Here is a 15745-nt window from a genome sequence, read left to right as displayed (position 1 = left end):
TCCTGTGACCAGGCTCGGCAAGAACGCCATCATCGAGCAGCTGCTCGCCGACGGCATCACCCACATGTTCGGCAACCCGGGCACGGTGGAGCAGGGCTTCCTCGACGCCCTGGAGGAGTACCCCGACTTCCAGTACATCCTGACGCTGCAGGAGACGGTGGCGGCCGGCATCGCCGACGGGTTCGCCCGGGCGACCGGTGGCCCGGCGCTGCTCCAGCTGCACAGCGGGGTCGGCCTCGGCAACGGCATCGGGATGATGTACCAGTCCAAGCGCGGTCACGCGCCGCTGGTGGTCATCGCCGGCGAGTCGGGCATCGAGTACGACTCGATGGACGCCCAGATGGCCGCCGACCTGGTCGCTATGGCCAGGCCGGTGACCAAGTGGGCGACCAGGGTGGTCGATCCGCGGTCCCTGCTGCGGGTGCTCCGTCGCGCGATCAAGACCGCGATGACCGAGCCGCGCGGCCCGGTCTTCGTCTCGCTGCCGATGGACATCCTGGACGCCCCGAACGACGAGCCGGTCGTCCCGACGGTCATCCCCGACCGTCGGACGCTGCCGGCCCCGGCCCTGGTGGCCGAGGCGGCGGCGCTGCTGGCGCCGGCGAAGCGTCCGCTGCTGCTGGTCGGCGACGGCGTCTCCGTCTCCGGGGCCGAGCCCGAACTGCTGCGCGTCGCCGAGAAGTTGGGCGCCGACGTGTGGTTCGTGGACTCCTCGGAGGCGCACCTGCCGGCCGACCACCCGCTGGCCCGCGGTGCCATCGGCCACATGTTCGGCATGGTCAGCCGGGCGGCGGTGCGCGAGGCGGACGCGGTGCTGATCGTGGGGACGTACGTGTTCCCGGAGGTCTTCCCGGACCTGGTCACCCCGTTCGCCGAGGGCGCGGCCATCGTGCACGTCGACCTCGACGACTACGAGATCGCCAAGAACCACCCCGTCACGCTGGGCCTGGTCGCTGACCCGAAGCTCACCCTGGACGCCCTGGCCACCGCGCTGGACGGGCTGCGAACGCCCGAACAGGACGCGGCGGCACGTGAGTTCATCGAGCGCCGGCGGGCCGAGCAGGCCGAGCGCGCGGCGGCGCCGGACGACACCCTGATCGGTGCCTTCCTGGCGAAGCTGGGCGAGCGGGCCCCGGAGGACCTGATGGTCTTCGACGAGGCGCTGACCGCCTCGCCGTACATCACCCGGTACCTCAACCCGCGCCTGCCCGGGCACTACTTCGCCACCCGTGGCGGTTCGCTGGGCGTCGGCATCCCGGGCGCGGTGGGCATGAAGATCGCCCACCCGGAGAAGACCGTGGTCGGCTTCACCGGCGACGGCGGCTCGATGTACACCTACCAGGCGCTGTGGACCGCCGCCCGGCACGAGGTGCCGGCCGTCTTCGTGGTCTGCAACAACCACCGGTACGAGCTGCTGAACAAGAACATCGACCAGTACTGGGTCGAGCGGGACATCGAGAAGCACGAGTTCCCGCACTCCTTCGACCTCTCCCACCCGGAGATCGACTTCGTCGGCCTGGCCCGCTCGCTGGGCGCCGACGCCGTCCGGCTGGACAAGCCGGACCAGATCGACGACGTGGTGGAGCGGATGCTGACGACCCGTCGGCCGCTGCTGGTCGAGCTGCTCACCGACGACACCCGCTGACCGTCACCCGCTGACCGGCAGTCCTTCGCAGCAGGAGAAGAAATGGCACTGACCGAGACGGCGATCAAGACCATGGTCGCCGACTGGTACCGCGCGCTGGACCAGCACGTTCCGCTGGAGACCGCGCTGACCTACCTGGTCGACGAGGGCCTGGAGATGCGCTTCCCGGAGACCACCTCCCGGGGCCACGCCGGCTTCGCCGACTGGTACAAGGCCGTCACCAACCGCTTCTTCGACGAGGTGCACACCGTCACCTCGACCGAGGTGAGCAACCTGACCGAGACCTCCGCCGACGTCAAGGTGGTCGTCAACTGGCAGGCCAAGATCTGGGACGCCCCGGGCCCCAAGAGCGCCTGGCTGGGCTTCGACGCCTACCAGACCTGGGTGGTCTCGGCCGGCCCGGACGGCGCCCCGCAGATCAAGATCTACATCGTGGACTCCCTCGACCCGATGCCGGGCTCGGCCTCGCTCTGAGAGTCCCTCCTCGCTCCAACTCCCTTATCGCACCACCGAACCGAGAGGCAGTCACATGTCCAACACCGACATCATCCTGAAGATGTACGAGTACTTCGGCACCGGCGACATGGACAAGATCAAGAGCGAGCTCTTCCACGAGGAGATCGTCTGGAACATGCCGGGCCACCACCCGCTGTCCGGTTCGATGAAGGGCGCCGACGAGGTCATCGCCTTCTTCGCGGACCTCTTCCAGGCCGGCATCTCGGTCGACAACGTGCACTTCGGCGAGCTGGACAACGGCACCGTCGTGGAGAAGCACAGCGGCCACGGCGAGTCCGAGGGCGTCCAGTACCTCTTCCCGACCTGCACCACCTACGGCATCGAGGACGGCAAGATCCGCGAGGTCCAGGTGCACACCGCCGACCAGCACGGCGTGGACCGCTACATGTGGAGCCGCTTCCAGCTCAAGGGCATCGCCGCCCGTCTGGCGGGCTGAGCCATGGCCGACGACGTCACCCCCGAGCTGGTCAACGCGGCCTACGAGGCGCTCGCCACGGGCGACCGCGGCCAGATCGAGAAGTACTGGGACGAGTCCATGCGCTGGCTGGTCCCCGGCAACCACCAGCTGGCCGGCTGGTGGGAGGGCCTGGACGGCTTCTTCGACTTCATGACGCGCGTCGGGGAGCTCTCCGGCGGCAGCTTCATCATGACCCGGAGCGCCATCTGCACCGCTCCCGGCTGGTCGGCCGACGTCTCCTACAACCTGGGCACCCGGGTCACCGCGGAGGAGGGGAGCCTCTCCCCGTACGACCGCCTGGAGATCGACGTCATCCACCTGCTCAAGTGGGAGAACGGCAAGGTCGTCGAGGGCCGCGGCGCCATCTTCGGCGACGGCACCACCCAGTTCAACCAGTTCTGGTCGCAGCTCGCGACCAACGCCGTGCGCGTCTGAGCGCCGGGTAGCACAGGCCCGGTTCGGGCTCACACAGATGCGGAAGGGCACCGTGGTGGACACCAGGGAAGTAGTGACCTCGTACTACCAGCTTGCGAACGCCGGGAACTGGGACGCCTGGTGCGACCTGTTCGCGGTGGACCAGGTGATGGACGAGCAGCTCGCAGGGCACGTCGAGGGGCGGGAGACGCTCCGGGAGATGATGAAGGGCTTCCCGGAGATGTACGCCTCGTTCCAGAACGTTCCCGCCCACTTCGTGGTGGACGGCGAGCAGGCGGCCGTGGTCTCGAAGATCACCGCCGAGACGCCGGCCGGCGGCCGGGTCGAGGCGAACGTCGTCAACTACTTCCAGGTGGTGGACGGCCTGATCACCTACATGGCCAACTTCCACGACACGGTGCCCTTCCGCGCCGTCCTCGGCTCCCCGGACGGTGCGTCATGAGCGCCCCGGTGGAGTACGACTACATCGTCGTCGGTGGTGGCACCGCCGGGTCGGTGGTCGCCAACCGGCTGTCCGAGGACCCGGACGTCAAGGTCCTGGTGCTGGAGGCCGGCGGCGCGTTCGTCCCGGCCAACGTGGACACCGCACCACTGTGGTACACACTGCTCGGGTCCCCGGTGGACTGGGGCTACCAGACCGTGCCACAGGCGGGGTTGAACGGCCGGACGGTCTACGAGCCGCGCGGCAAGCTGCCCGGCGGCTCCAGCAACCTCTACATCATGATGCACATCGAGGGTCACCCCTCGGACTTCGACAACTGGGCCTACCAGGGCGCGGCCGGCTGGTCCTACGCGGACCTCAAGCCGTACTTCGCCAAGCTCAAGGAGCTCCAGACCGTCACCTCCGCGGCCGACGGGAACCCCCACCCGCTGTCCCGGACCTTCATCGACGCCGCCAAGGGGCTCGGCCACCGCGAGGTGGACGACTTCAACGGCCCCGAGATGATCGGCACCGGCTGGCACCACATCGACGTGGAGAACGGCCGCCGCAAGGGCGCCCTCCAGTCCTTCCTGGAGCCGGCCCTGCCCCGCCCCAACCTGACCCTGCGCACCTCGGCCACGGCGATGAACCTGGTCTTCGAGGGCACCCGCTGCGTCGGCGTGACGTACCGCCAGGAGGCCGAGAAGCCCGCCGAGGGCGAGGGCCGCCTGCTCTCCGCCGCCACCCAGGCGGAGCCCGGCGTGCACACCGTGCGGGCCACCCGCGAGGTGATCGTCTGCCAGGGCGCCATCGAGTCGCCCAAGCTGCTCCAGCTCTCCGGGCTCGGCCCGGCCAAGCTGCTGGCCGAGCACGGCATCCCGGTCGTCGCCGACCTGCCGGGCGTGGGCGAGAACTTCCACAACCACGTCCTCACCGGCCTGATCGCGGAGACCGTCGATCCGCCCCGGGAGGGCCACCAGAACCTCTCCGAGTCCGCGCTGTTCGCGGTCTCGCAGCCCGGCATGATCGCGCCGGACCTGCAACTCGCCTTCGTGCACGTGTCGTTCGACATCATCGTGGGCGCCGGCCACCCGAACGCGGTCTCCATCCTGCCCGGCGTGGTCCGCCCGACCTCGCGCGGCTCGATCCGCCTGGCCAGCGACGACCCCTTCGCCAAGCCGCTGGTCGACCCCAACTACCTGGGGGACCGGTCGGACGTGGACCGGATGGTCCAGGGCTTCAAGCTGGCCCGCGACATCTTCGCCGCCCCGGAGTTCAAGGGCCACCTCAAGGGCGAGCTGCTGCCCGGCCCGGACGTGCGCACCGACAAGGAGATCGAGCAGTTCGTCCGCGACCGCGCGGACTGCTACCACCACCAGGCCGGCTCCTGCCGGATGGGCATCGACGACCTGGCCGTGGTCGACCCGCAGCTGCGGGTGCGCGGCGTCGAGGGCGTCCGCGTGGTGGACGCCAGCGTGATGCCGGCCGTCCCGTCCGGCAACTGCCACAGCGCGATCGTCGCCATCGCCGAGCGCGCGTCCGACCTGATCAAGGAGGCGCGCCGTGGGTGACCTGGTGCTCCGCGAGGGCCCGCTGACCGGCACGAAGATCGCCGTGCTGATCGAGAGCGACTACTTCGAGCCCGAGATCCACTACTACCAGCGCCGCTTCGCCGAGGAGGGCGCCGAGGTCCACTTCCTCACCCGGCTCTGGGGCCAGGACGCGATCACCTTCACCGGCCACGAGTGGCGGGTGCCGTTCACCGCGACCGAGTCCTTCGAGGGCCTGAGCGACGAGGAGCTGCGCTCCTACGCCGCGGTCATCGTGCCCTCCGGCATGGTCTCGGACCGGCTGCGCTACACCGAGGACGTGGAGGTGCTGGCCCCGGCGGCCGAGTTCGTCAAGCGCGCCTTCGACCAGCCCTCGGTGCTCAAGGGCATCATCTGCCACGGCTTCTGGCTGCTGGCCACCGTCCCGGAGACCATCCGGGGACGCAAGGTGGTCTGCCACAACAACCTGGTGGGCGACGTCCGGAACATGGGCGCCGAGTACGTGGACTCCGACGTGGTGCTGGACGGCGACGACCTGGTGACCGGCCGGACCGGGCAGCACGCCCATCTGTTCGCCCGTCAGATCATCGACATCCTGGTCGACCGCAAGGCCGCGCAGGGCGGTGCGGCGTGAGCGGGCTGGAGCTGCGCTGGTCGCACGCCGCGCTCAACTGCGCCGACCAGAAGGTGACCGAGGAGTTCTACCACCGCTGGTTCGGCTTCGAGCGGGCCCGCACGGTGGACCTGGGCGACCAGCAGATCGTCTTCGTGAAGCAGGGTCAGGTCTACCTGGAACTGTTCGCGGCGGGGGCCGGCGAGCCGCTCGACGTAACGAAGGACGGCCCTTCCACCCCCGGAACGGTGAGACACCTCGCTTTCCAGACCGAGAACCTGACAGAGTTCCTGTCCGGGCTGGACGAGGACGTGCCGGTCTCCCTGGGCCCGCTCTCCTTCGACGACTTCATCCCCGGGTGGCGCAGCGTCTGGCTGACCGACCCGGACGGCGTGGTGGTCGAGGTCAGCGAGGGGTACCGGGACGATCCGTCGGCCCACGCGCACACCCACGCGCACTGACCCGGCCGCGACGGGCCATCATCAGGGGAGGGATTACCAGATGCGTTACCGACTTCTGGGACGCAGTGGTCTGAGGGTGTCCGAGCTGTTCCTCGGCACCATGACCTTCGGCGAGGACTGGGGCTTCGGTGCCTCGGTCGAGGAGAGCCGCAAGCTCTTCGAGGCCTACGCCGAGGCCGGCGGGAACGTGATCGACACCGCCAACCGCTACACCGAGGGCACCAGCGAGAAGATCCTCGGCGAGCTGCTCGGCGCGGACCGCGACCGCTTCGTGCTGGCCACCAAGTACACCCTCACCGATGACGGCACCGACCCGAACGCCTCGGGCAACCACCGCAAGAACCTGGTCCGTTCGCTGGACCAGAGCCTCAAGCGGCTGAACACCGACCGGATCGACCTGCTCTGGGTGCACATCTGGGACCCGGGCACGCCGATCGAGGAGACCATGCGGGCCCTGGACGACCAGGTCCGGGCCGGCAAGGTGCAGTACATCGGCATCTCGGACTCCCCGGGCTGGGTGGTCGCACGGGCCAACACCCTTGCGGAGTGGCGCGGTTGGACCCCCTTCGTGGGCGTCCAGGTGCCGTTCAGCCTGGTCAAGCGGGACGCCGACCGGGAGATCATGCCGATGGTCGACGCGATGGGCCTCTCGGTGGCGGCCTGGTCGCCGCTCTCCGGGGGCCTGCTCTCCGGCAAGTTCAGCCGCGGCCGGGCCACCGGCCACACCCGGGTGAACCAGCGGGACATCTCGGCCCGGGACCTCGCGGTCGCCAAGGAGGTGGACGCCGTCGCGGACGAACTCGGCGTCTCCTCCTCCCAGGTGGCGCTGGCCTGGGTCATGCAGCACGGCCCGCACGTCCACCCGGTGGTCGGCGCCCGCAAGCTGGAGCAGCTGGAGGACAACCTGGCCGCCGTCGACGTCCGGCTCCCGGACGAGGCGGTCGCCCGGCTCAACCGCGCCAGCGAGGTGCCGCTCGGCTTCCCGGCCGACTTCATCAAGTCCATGAAGGGCTTCGTCTACGGCGAGGCCGGCCGTCTGACCGACGGCCTCGAGGTGGGCGCCCACCGCCACATCGAGGGCGGGGACGGCGCATGACCGCGGACGCGGAGGCCACGGAGACCCAGGAACAGCGGGTCACCTGGGCCGAGTTGTTCTTCGACCTGGTCTGGGTGTTCGCCATCACCCAGATCTCGGTCCTGCTGGCCCACTCGCACTCGCTGGTGGACGCCGGCGCCGCGATCCTGCTCTTCCTGCCGCTCTGGATGGGCTGGGTGGGCGCCGCGCTGCTGGGCAACACCAGCGGCGAGAACCTCGACGGGGTGCACGGCCGGGTGCTGGTCTTCGGGCTGGCCGCCTGCGGCCTGGGCATGGCGGTGGCCGTGCCGGACGCCTTCGGGACCAGCGGGCCGCTGTACGGCGTCTGCTACGTGCTGCTGCGGTTGATCCTGTGGCAGCGGATGCGGCGCTGGCCCAGCTTCGGCGGGCTGCGGATCGAGCCGTTCTCGGTCAGCCTGCTGGCCAGCGGGCCGCTCTTCCTGGTCGGCAGCTTCCTGGACAGCGAGCCGCGCCACGTCCTGTGGGCGGTCGGTGCGGTGATCGAGGTGCTGGGCACCGCGGTGCTGGGCAAGAAGCTCGACCAGGCCCGCTTCGAGACCTCCCACCTCCCGGAGCGCTTCGGCCTGTTCGTCATCATGGCGCTGGGCGAGACGGTCATCGCGGCCGGCAGCCACGTCACCGGCGCCCATGTGATGGACGCACTCACCCTGAGCACGCTGGGCCTGGCCTTCGTGCTGATCGTGCTGCTCTGGTGGGCGTACTTCCACTACGGGGCACCGGCGGCCCGGCACAGCCTGGGCAGCGACCCGGTGCAGGCCAGGATCGTCCGCGACGTGTTCAGCTACGCGCACCTGCTGTACGCCGTCGCCATCATCCTGATGGCGGTCGGCCTGGAGGAGCTGATCGCCCATCCGACACAAGTGCCGCACGAACTGCCGCAGTTGATGCTCGCTCCCGGAGCCGGCCTCTACCTGCTCGGGTTCTGCTACGCCCGCTGGCGGATGTTCGGCGCGGCCGCGGTGCCCCGGTTCTCCGGTGCCGTCGCGCTGGCCGTGCTGTCCGCGCTGGCCCCGCTGCTGCCCCAACTGGTCACCGCCGTCGTGGTGCTGCTGGTGCTGGCGGCCGTCAACGGGGCGGAGGCCTTCATCGTGGAGACCCACCGCTCGCTGCCGCTGGTGCGGGTGCCGCAGCGCCTGCGGCGCGCCCAGCCGGCTGAGTAGCCGCCCCGTTTCCGAGCCGATGGCCGGCCCCCTTCCCCGGGGCCGGCCATCGGCATTTCCACGCCCCGCGCACCGACCTGACACAGGGACTTGACGGACTCCGATCCGCGACTCGAACGTGGATTCCCCTGGGCGGACAGTTCATTGACGGTCCCTCACCACCCCCCGGAAAATAGCAGGGGAAAGGGAATCTGGAGCAATTTCGACCGAGGGGCCCGGCAATGGAGGTCGTCACGCGCATGGCCGACGGCGTCACCTGTGTCGAACTGACCGGTGACCTGGACGCCAGATCGGCGCAGGGCGTGTTCAGCGGGATCGTGGACGTCATGCCGCAGGGAACGCCGCTGCTGCTGGACCTCTCAGGGGTCCCGTTCATCTCCAGCGCCGGTCTGCGGGTGCTGCTCATGGTGCACCGGCGGGCTCAGGGCGCCGAGGTCGAGGTGGCTCTCGCCGGTCTTTCGTCGCATCTTCGGAATGCGCTCCGGGTGACCGGCTTCCTCCGCCTCTTCCATATTGTCGAGAGTTGTTCCGAGGGCGTCGCAATGCTCATTCGGCAACGCGTCGCCGAGGCAACTGACCAGGAGTGGACCAAATGAGTTTTGACGTCTCAGTGGATTTCCGCGGCACCACGGCGGTCGTGACCATCGGCGGTGACCTCGACGCGGCCAGCGCGCCGGCCTTCCAGAAGGCCGCCGAGTCGGTCATCGAGGCCCGCCCGAAGGAGCTCGTCCTGGAGATGAGCAAGGTCGACTACATCTCCTCGGCCGGCCTGCGCCAGATCGTCTACACCCGCCAGAAGATGGACGACGACGTCCGCGTCGTCCTGGTGGGCGTCAACAGCGCCGTGGAGCAGACCATCCGGCTCGTCGGCTTCGACCAGAGCGTCACCTTCGCAGACTCGATCCCGGCGTAGGCATGCCATGAAGAAGATCGACGTGTCGGCGGACGTCAGCTCCCTGGAGCTGGTCAACTCCCTGGTGGAGGACCTCGCGACCGAGGCCGGGCTCACTCCGGCCCGGTCCCACCTGCTCCGCTTGGCGACCGAGGAGCTGGTCGTCAACATCGTGGTGCACGGGTACTCCGGCTCCGGACGGGGCCGGATCGGGCTCGAAGGGGTGGTCACCGACACGGAGGTCTCGATCCGGCTGACGGACACCGCACCACCGTTCAACCCGTTCACGGCCCGGCCACCGCGTGGTCTCGACCTCCCCCTGCACGAGCGCGAGCCGGGCTCACTGGGGCTCTATCTGGTCAACCACGCGGTGGACAGGTCGTTTCACGAGTACGTGCACGGTGCGAACCACACCACGATCGCCATGCGGCGGATCGCACCGGAATACGATGGGCGGGTCGAGCGTGTCCGAGAAAGCACTGATCGTCAGTCAACCCAGCCCCAGCGCGGCGGCGCTGGAGCTGTGGCAGACCCTGGCGGAGGTCGGGATCCCGGCGACGGTGTCCTACCCCTCCTCGGTACTGGCGGCGCGCTGGCCGGACGCCCCCGCCTGTGACCTGCTGCTGGTGGACGCCGCGCTCGACGTCGAGACGGTCCGCCGGCTGATCCGCGAACTCAGCCGCAAGACCGGCCGCCCGCCCGCCGTGGTGGCCTTCAGCAGCGGCGACGTTCGCCAGATCGAGCAGCACCTCAAGGAGGGGCTGGACTTCCTGTCCGAGCCCTTCCTGCCCTACCTGGTCCGCAAGCGGCTGGACATGTGCCGGCAGAACCGCGACCTCGCCTACGTGCTGGACGAGATGCACTCGGCCGTGGACGAGAGCCGCTTCGAGCGGGAGCTCCAGATCGGCCGGGAGATCCAGCGCGGCTTCCTGCCGGAGAACCTGCCGGAGCTGGACGAGTGGGACATCGCGGCCTACTTCGAGCCGGCCCGAGAGGTCAGCGGCGACTTCTACGACGCGTACGACGTGATCAACGGCGACTTCCTCGCCTTCGCCATCGCGGACGTCTGCGACAAGGGCATCGGGGCCGCCCTGTTCATGGCCCTGATCCGCAGCCTGCTCCGGCAGGCCGCGGTGGCCGACGAGGGCCTGACCGCCGTCCCCGAGCCGGTCGGCTCGGCCGGGCGGCCGCTCCCCGGCGCGGCACTGGCGCTGCGCGCCGTCCGCACCACCAACGACTACCTGACCACCAATCACCTGCACCAGGCGTACTTCGCCACCCTGTTCTTCGGGGTCGTGGACACCAGGACCGGTGAGCTGATCTACATCAACTGCGGCCACAACGCACCGGTCGTGCAGCGCGCGACGGGCGAGCAGCTCTCGCTGCTGCCCACCGGCCCGGCCCTCGGGCTGATGCGGGACGCCCACTTCGACCTGGGGTTCGCCACCCTGGAGCGGGGCGACCTGCTCTACCTCTACACCGACGGAGTGCCGGAGGCGCGCAATCCGGCAGGGGAGTTCCTCGGAGAGGGCCGGATGCTGGCCATGCTGGCCGACCCCGGCCGGGCGGCCACCGTGATCGAGCGGATGCGCAAGGCGGTGGCCGAACACGCCGGTGTGGGTGAGCAGTTCGACGACATCACGATGCTCGGTCTGCTCCGGCACCCCGCCGGTCCCGGCGAGTACCAACGCACCACTGAACCGAGAGACGACGGGGGAGACGGTCCATGAAGATCCTGATGCTGTCCTGGGAGTATCCGCCGGTGCTGGTCGGCGGCTTGGGGCGGCACGTGCACGCCCTGGCGACCTCACTGGTCAAGGAGGGCCACGAGATCACCGTGGTCACCCGCTACGCGCCCGGCCACCCGCTGGAGGAGTGGCAGGAGGGCGTCCGGGTCGTGCACGCCATGGAGGACCCGCCGCTGTTCGCCGAGTCCCAGGACAGCTTCCTGGCCTGGACGATGGCCTTCAACCACACCCTCACCCGGGCCGCCCTGCGGGCCTCGATCGGCCACGACTTCGACGTGGTGCACGCCCACGACTGGCTGGTGGCGCACGCCGCGGTCACGCTCAAGGAGCAGCTCAACGTCCCGCTGATCGCCACCATCCACGCCACCGAGGCCGGACGCCACCAGGGCTGGCTGCCCGAGAACATGAACAAGTCCATCCACTCGGTGGAGTGGTGGCTCGCGCACGAGGCCTGCCGCCTGGTGGTCTGCTCCCAGTACATGGCCTGGGAGGTCAACCGCCTGATGAGCGTGCCCTACCGGCGCATGGAGGTGGTGGCCAACGGCGTGGAGCCGCACCGCTGGGAGACCGATCCGGAGCAGGTGCAGAACTTCCGCCGCCGGCACCACGCCGAGGGCCCGCTGGTCGGCTTCGCCGGGCGGCTGGTCTACGAGAAGGGCGTCCAGGACCTGATCATGGCCGTGCCGGAGCTCTCCGCACGGCACCCCGGCACCAAGGTGATGATCGCCGGCGACGGGCCCTACCGGCAGGAACTGGAGGCGCTGACCCGGGACCTGGGGGTCGGCGACCGGGTCCAGTTCACCGGCTTCCTGGACCGCGAGCTCTCCACGATGATCGCCGCCTGCGACGTGATGGCGCTGCCCTCGCGGTACGAGCCCTTCGGCATGATCGCCCTCGAGGTGGCGGCGGCGGGCACCCCGGTCGCGGTGGCCTCCACCGGCGGCATGATGGAGATCATCCGGCCCGGCCGCACCGGCGCCACCTTCAACGCCGGCGACCCGCGCTCGCTCGCGCAGGCCGTCTCGGGTCTGCTCAGCGACCGCGACAACGCCCTGGAGATGGCGCAGCGGGCCCGGGAGATGGTCATCCGCGACTACAGCTGGAAGGCCATCGCCCGGCAGACCGCCGAGAACTACCGCATCGCCACCATCGAGGGCCCGGTCTTCGCCGAACGCCAGGCCGCGAAGGTCCTCAGCCAGGGCCGCCCCCGCATCGTCGTCCCCGAGGGCAACCTGCTCTGAGGCGCCGGCCGCGAGGAACGTACGTGGTCACCCCGGGGGCGCGGGGAACGGCGCGCGGGGGAACGGCAGCGCGTGCAACTGGCTCGCCTGCCCCGATCTCGCGCTGGTCCGCCTTCCGTACTCGCGCAGTTCCTCGCGCCCCCGGCATCACGAAAGGTTCGTCGATGGTGATCAGTGCGGCCGTGCCGCGGTCGCGGTGGCGCGGGGTGGTGGGCGCCGTGTCGGTGGTGGCGCTGGGCGGGGCGGCGTGGGCCCGGGACGGGGTGAACGATCCGCTGGCGCGGTTCCTGGTCGCTGCGGCGGTGGTGGTGCTGACGGCGCATCTGCTGGGCGCGCTGTTCCGGCGCTTCGGGCAGCCCCAGGTGGTCGGCGAGGTGGTCGGCGGGCTGCTGCTCGGTCCGTCCGCCCTCGGCCTGCTCTGGCCGGCCGGGCAGCAGTGGCTGTTCACCGCGCCGGTCCGTCAGGGCCTGGGCTCCGCCGCCGACCTGGGCCTGGCGGTGTTCATGTTCCTGGTCGGATGCCGGATCCGCCCCGAGGAGCTCGGGGCCCGCGGCGGCGCCCTGCTCGGCCTCGGCGTGGGCAGCCTGCTGGCACCCTTCGTGGGCGGCCTGGGTCTGGCCCTGCTCCTCGGTGACCGCCTCGCGAGCGGCACCCGCCCGGCCGCCGAGGCCCTCTTCCTCGGTCTGGCCCTCTCCGTCACCGCCCTCCCGGTGCTGGCCCGGATCCTCACCGAGCTCCGCCTCACCGACCGCCCGCACGGCCAACTCGCCCTCGGCGCCGCCGCGCTGGGCGACGGCGTGGGCTGGGGCGCGCTGACCGTCCTGCTGGCCCTGACCGGCGGCCGGGCCGGTGGCGCCCCGCTCACGCTGGCCGCCCTGGTCGTGCTGCTGCCCGCCGTCCGGTACGGGCTGCGGCCCGCGCTGGCCGCCCTGGTCGACTGGGCCGAGCGCGAACCGGAGTCCCGGAACGGCCAGTTGCTCTCCGCGCTGCTGGCCGGACTGCTCGGCCTGGCGGCGCTCACCCAGTGGCTCGGGCTGCACCCGGTGGTCGGCGCGCTGCTGTTCGGCGCGGCCACCCCGGGCGGGCACCCGGCGGTGCGGCGGATCTGCCGGCAGCTGGAGGGCTTCACCTCGGCGGTGCTGCTGCCGCTGTTCTTCGTCGGCGTCGGGCTGCGGACCTCGGCCGGGGCGGTGCTCGGCGATCCGGTGGGCTGGCTGCTGCTGCTCGCGGTGCTGGCCGTGGCGGTCGGCGGGAAGCTGCTGGGTGCGGTGCTGGGCACCGCGGTGGCGGGGACGCCGCGGGCCGAGGGGCTGCGGCTCGGGGTGCTGATGAACTGCCGGGGCGTCACCGAGCTGGTGGTGATCACCATCGGCTACCAGGCCGGGCTGGTGAACGACCTCGGCGCCACCGTGCTGGTGCTGATGGCGGTGCTCACCACGGCCGCCACGGCCCCGGCGTACCGGCTGCTGGAACGCCGCGCGGCGGGGTGACCGGCGGGGTGACCGGTGGGGCGGCCGGTGGGGTCGGCGGGGCCGATCGGGAGGTTTCGTCGACGGCCCGGGTGGGCTGGGTGAGGGTCGTGCGGGGAAACCTCTGACGTGCGCATGACCGTGTTTGGATGATCCCGATTCACGGGGGGTCACCGCACTGACATGCCGTCGGAGGGCACCTTGCGCGTACTGCTGGTCGCCAGCGCTTTCAACAGTCTGACCCAGCGGGTCCACGTGGAGCTGCGCGAACGCGGCCACCACGTCGGGGTCGAACTCGCGCTGGGGGACGAGGCCCTGCGGGCCGGGGCGGCCCGGTTCCGGCCCGACCTGATCGTGGCGCCGATGCTCACCCGGACGGTCCCGGAGGACGTCTGGCGGACGTACCCGGTCCTCATCGTGCACCCCGGCCCGGCCGGGGACCGCGGCCCGTCCTCGCTGGACTGGGCGATCCACGACGGTGCCGCCGAGTGGGGCGTGACGGTGCTCCAGGCGGTGGCCGAGCTGGACGCCGGCCCGGTCTGGGCCAGCGTGCCGTTCCCGCTCCGGGCCGGCGGCAAGAGCGAGGTCTACCGCAACGAGGTGGCGGACGCCGCCGTCGAGGCGGTGCTCCAGGCGGTCGAGCGGTTCGCCGGCGGCTGGTACGCCCCGGATCTGGCGGCCGGCCGGATCGGACGCGAACGCCCTTATCACGCCCAGGAGTTCCGCCGGATCGACTGGGCGGTGGACACCACCGCGACGGTGCTGCGCAAGCTCCGCGCGGCGGACAGCCAGCCCGGCGTGCTGGACGAGCTGTACGGCCGCGCGTACTACCTGCACGGCGGCTGCGCCGAGGACCGGCTGCGCGGGCGCCCCGGTGAGCTGATCGCGAGCCGGGACGGCGCCGTCTGCCGGGCCACGGTGGACGGGGCGGTCTGGATATCGCAGCTGAGGCCGCGTCGGACGCCGGGCGGCCCCGCCACCTACAAACTGCCCGCGGCCACCGTGCTCGGGCCCCAGCTGACCCTGGCCGGGGTGCCCGAGGTGCCCGTCACCCCGCAGGAGGCCGCCGGGCGGGAGACCTGGTCGGAGATCCGCTACCGGGAGCACGGCGAGGTCGGTCACCTCGAATTCGCCTTCCCCGGCGGGGCGATGAGCACCGCGCAGTGCCGCCGCCTGCTCCGCGCCTACCGGGCGGCGGTGGCCCGGCCGGTCCGGGTGCTGGTGCTCGGGCCGTCCCGGGACTTCTTCTCCAACGGCATCCACCTCAACGTCATCGAGGCCGCCGCCGACCCGGCCGCCGAGTCCTGGGCCAACATCAACGCGATGGACGACCTGGTCGAGGCCGTCCTCACCACCACGGACACCTACGTGGTCTCGGCGCTGGCCGGCAACGCGGCGGCCGGCGGCCTGATGCTGGCCCTCGCGGCGGACGAGGTGTGGTGCCGGGCCTCCGCGGTCCTCAACCCGCACTACCGGCTGATGGGTCTGTACGGCTCGGAGTACTGGACCTACACGCTGCCCCGCCGCGTCGGCACCGACCAGGCCGCGCGGCTCACCACGGCCGCGCTCCCGATCGGCGCCCGCGAGGCGCTGGCCATCGGCCTGGCCGACCGGGTGGCCGGGGGCGACTCCACCGGCTTCCGCCGCTGGGTCGACCACGAGGCCGAACAGCTGGCCCGCTCCGGGGAGTTGGAGGACTGGCTGGTGGAGAAGAAGCGGCGGCGCGGCGCGGACGAGGCGGCCAAGCCGCTGGCGGCCTACCGCGCCGAGGAGTTGGCCCACATGCGGCACAACTTCCTCGCCCCCGAGGAGCCCTACCACGCCCTGCGCCGCGCCTTCGTCCACAAGACCTGCCCCACCGAGACCCCGGCGCACATCCGCGGATAGTGGTCACACCGGGGGTGCGGGGAACTGCGCGAGGGGGAACAGCAGGTGCAACTGGCTGACGGTGCATGAGTTGCAGGTGAGCCGCCTTCCGAATCGCGCAGTTCCCCGCGCCCCCAGAGGCGTAGCCACGTAC

The 15745-nt window shown here is 71.0% G+C and carries 17 protein-coding genes; all 17 read left to right on the top strand.

The window, feature by feature from the left end; all coding sequences use genetic code 11:
• Positions 1–4: 4 nt before the first annotated feature.
• Positions 5–1645 carry a thiamine pyrophosphate-binding protein gene (locus ACWCYY_RS21040; protein WP_345283782.1) on the top strand — a complete coding sequence of 547 codons (1641 nt, stop codon included), beginning with the start codon at positions 5–7 and terminating at the stop codon, positions 1643–1645.
• A gap of 42 nt (positions 1646–1687) precedes the next feature.
• Positions 1688–2119 carry a nuclear transport factor 2 family protein gene (locus ACWCYY_RS21035; protein ID WP_345283784.1) on the top strand — a complete coding sequence of 144 codons (432 nt, stop codon included), beginning with the start codon at positions 1688–1690 and terminating at the stop codon, positions 2117–2119.
• Between the two features lie 55 nt (positions 2120–2174).
• Positions 2175–2597 (top strand): nuclear transport factor 2 family protein, encoded by a 423-nt coding sequence (locus ACWCYY_RS21030; RefSeq protein WP_345283786.1) that lies wholly within the window; start codon positions 2175–2177, stop codon positions 2595–2597.
• 3 nt (positions 2598–2600) lie between these two features.
• The gene (locus tag ACWCYY_RS21025) at positions 2601–3053 is read left to right on the top strand and encodes a nuclear transport factor 2 family protein (protein WP_345283788.1); all 453 of its coding nucleotides are present in this window, start codon (positions 2601–2603) and stop codon (positions 3051–3053) included.
• Positions 3054–3090: 37 nt separating this feature from the next.
• Entirely contained in the window at positions 3091–3495 is a 405-nt protein-coding gene (locus ACWCYY_RS21020; protein WP_345283790.1) for a nuclear transport factor 2 family protein, read from the top strand.
• Complete coding sequence (locus tag ACWCYY_RS21015; RefSeq protein ID WP_449796909.1) at positions 3492–5045, top strand: GMC family oxidoreductase; 1554 nt, start codon at positions 3492–3494, stop codon at positions 5043–5045. Before ACWCYY_RS21020 ends, ACWCYY_RS21015 begins: the two co-directional genes overlap by 4 nt.
• A complete protein-coding gene (locus ACWCYY_RS21010) occupies positions 5038–5658 on the top strand; it encodes a DJ-1/PfpI family protein (protein ID WP_449796908.1) in 621 nt (206 codons plus the stop codon). The genes ACWCYY_RS21015 and ACWCYY_RS21010 overlap by 8 nt, the downstream gene beginning before the upstream one ends.
• On the top strand, positions 5655–6098 hold the full coding sequence (locus ACWCYY_RS21005) for a VOC family protein (protein ID WP_345283796.1): 444 nt from the start codon (positions 5655–5657) through the stop codon (positions 6096–6098). Before ACWCYY_RS21010 ends, ACWCYY_RS21005 begins: the two co-directional genes overlap by 4 nt.
• 40 nt (positions 6099–6138) lie before the next feature.
• The gene (locus tag ACWCYY_RS21000) at positions 6139–7194 is read left to right on the top strand and encodes an aldo/keto reductase (protein WP_345283798.1); all 1056 of its coding nucleotides are present in this window, start codon (positions 6139–6141) and stop codon (positions 7192–7194) included.
• A complete protein-coding gene (locus ACWCYY_RS20995) occupies positions 7191–8375 on the top strand; it encodes a low temperature requirement protein A (RefSeq protein WP_345283800.1) in 1185 nt (394 codons plus the stop codon). The genes ACWCYY_RS21000 and ACWCYY_RS20995 overlap by 4 nt, the downstream gene beginning before the upstream one ends.
• A 221-nt stretch (positions 8376–8596) precedes the next feature.
• Positions 8597–8971 (top strand): STAS domain-containing protein, encoded by a 375-nt coding sequence (locus ACWCYY_RS20990; protein ID WP_345283802.1) that lies wholly within the window; start codon positions 8597–8599, stop codon positions 8969–8971.
• Positions 8968–9288 carry an STAS domain-containing protein gene (locus tag ACWCYY_RS20985; protein ID WP_345283804.1) on the top strand — a complete coding sequence of 107 codons (321 nt, stop codon included), beginning with the start codon at positions 8968–8970 and terminating at the stop codon, positions 9286–9288. The genes ACWCYY_RS20990 and ACWCYY_RS20985 overlap by 4 nt, the downstream gene beginning before the upstream one ends.
• A 7-nt stretch (positions 9289–9295) precedes the next feature.
• Positions 9296–9883, top strand: a complete 588-nt coding sequence (locus ACWCYY_RS20980) for an ATP-binding protein (protein WP_345283806.1) — start codon at positions 9296–9298, stop codon at positions 9881–9883.
• 199 nt (positions 9884–10082) lie between these two features.
• Complete coding sequence (locus tag ACWCYY_RS20975) at positions 10083–10997, top strand: PP2C family protein-serine/threonine phosphatase (RefSeq protein ID WP_380149461.1); 915 nt, start codon at positions 10083–10085, stop codon at positions 10995–10997.
• Positions 10994–12256 carry a glycosyltransferase family 4 protein gene (locus ACWCYY_RS20970; protein WP_345283808.1) on the top strand — a complete coding sequence of 421 codons (1263 nt, stop codon included), beginning with the start codon at positions 10994–10996 and terminating at the stop codon, positions 12254–12256. The genes ACWCYY_RS20975 and ACWCYY_RS20970 overlap by 4 nt, the downstream gene beginning before the upstream one ends.
• A 164-nt stretch (positions 12257–12420) precedes the next feature.
• Positions 12421–13746, top strand: coding sequence for a cation:proton antiporter (locus ACWCYY_RS20965; protein ID WP_449796907.1), 1326 nt, complete (start codon positions 12421–12423; stop codon positions 13744–13746).
• Between the two features lie 180 nt (positions 13747–13926).
• Entirely contained in the window at positions 13927–15612 is a 1686-nt protein-coding gene (locus ACWCYY_RS20960) for a hydrogenase maturation protein (RefSeq protein ID WP_449796906.1), read from the top strand.
• Positions 15613–15745 lie beyond the last annotated feature (133 nt).

The organism is Kitasatospora sp. NPDC001664 (genome assembly GCF_053596675.1).
The sequence above is the reverse complement of the archived record's forward strand: the minus strand, read 5'-3'. Positions and strand labels throughout refer to the sequence as shown.

Bases quoted from the DNA above. Each gene is read 5' to 3' on its own strand.
- ACWCYY_RS21035 (WP_345283784.1), top strand. From the start codon at position 1,688: ATGGCACTGACCGAGACGGCGATCAAGACCATGGTCGCCGACTGGTAC.
- ACWCYY_RS21030 (WP_345283786.1), top strand. From the start codon at position 2,175: ATGTCCAACACCGACATCATCCTGAAGATGTACGAGTACTTCGGCACC.
- ACWCYY_RS21025 (WP_345283788.1), top strand. From the start codon at position 2,601: ATGGCCGACGACGTCACCCCCGAGCTGGTCAACGCGGCCTACGAGGCG.
- ACWCYY_RS21020 (WP_345283790.1), top strand. From the start codon at position 3,091: ATGCGGAAGGGCACCGTGGTGGACACCAGGGAAGTAGTGACCTCGTAC.
- ACWCYY_RS21015 (WP_449796909.1), top strand. From the start codon at position 3,492: ATGAGCGCCCCGGTGGAGTACGACTACATCGTCGTCGGTGGTGGCACC.
- ACWCYY_RS21000 (WP_345283798.1), top strand. From the start codon at position 6,139: ATGCGTTACCGACTTCTGGGACGCAGTGGTCTGAGGGTGTCCGAGCTG.
- ACWCYY_RS20995 (WP_345283800.1), top strand. From the start codon at position 7,191: ATGACCGCGGACGCGGAGGCCACGGAGACCCAGGAACAGCGGGTCACC.
- ACWCYY_RS20990 (WP_345283802.1), top strand. From the start codon at position 8,597: ATGGAGGTCGTCACGCGCATGGCCGACGGCGTCACCTGTGTCGAACTG.
- ACWCYY_RS20985 (WP_345283804.1), top strand. From the start codon at position 8,968: ATGAGTTTTGACGTCTCAGTGGATTTCCGCGGCACCACGGCGGTCGTG.
- ACWCYY_RS20980 (WP_345283806.1), top strand. From the start codon at position 9,296: ATGAAGAAGATCGACGTGTCGGCGGACGTCAGCTCCCTGGAGCTGGTC.
- ACWCYY_RS20975 (WP_380149461.1), top strand. From the start codon at position 10,083: ATGTGCCGGCAGAACCGCGACCTCGCCTACGTGCTGGACGAGATGCAC.
- ACWCYY_RS20970 (WP_345283808.1), top strand. From the start codon at position 10,994: ATGAAGATCCTGATGCTGTCCTGGGAGTATCCGCCGGTGCTGGTCGGC.
- ACWCYY_RS20965 (WP_449796907.1), top strand. From the start codon at position 12,421: ATGGTGATCAGTGCGGCCGTGCCGCGGTCGCGGTGGCGCGGGGTGGTG.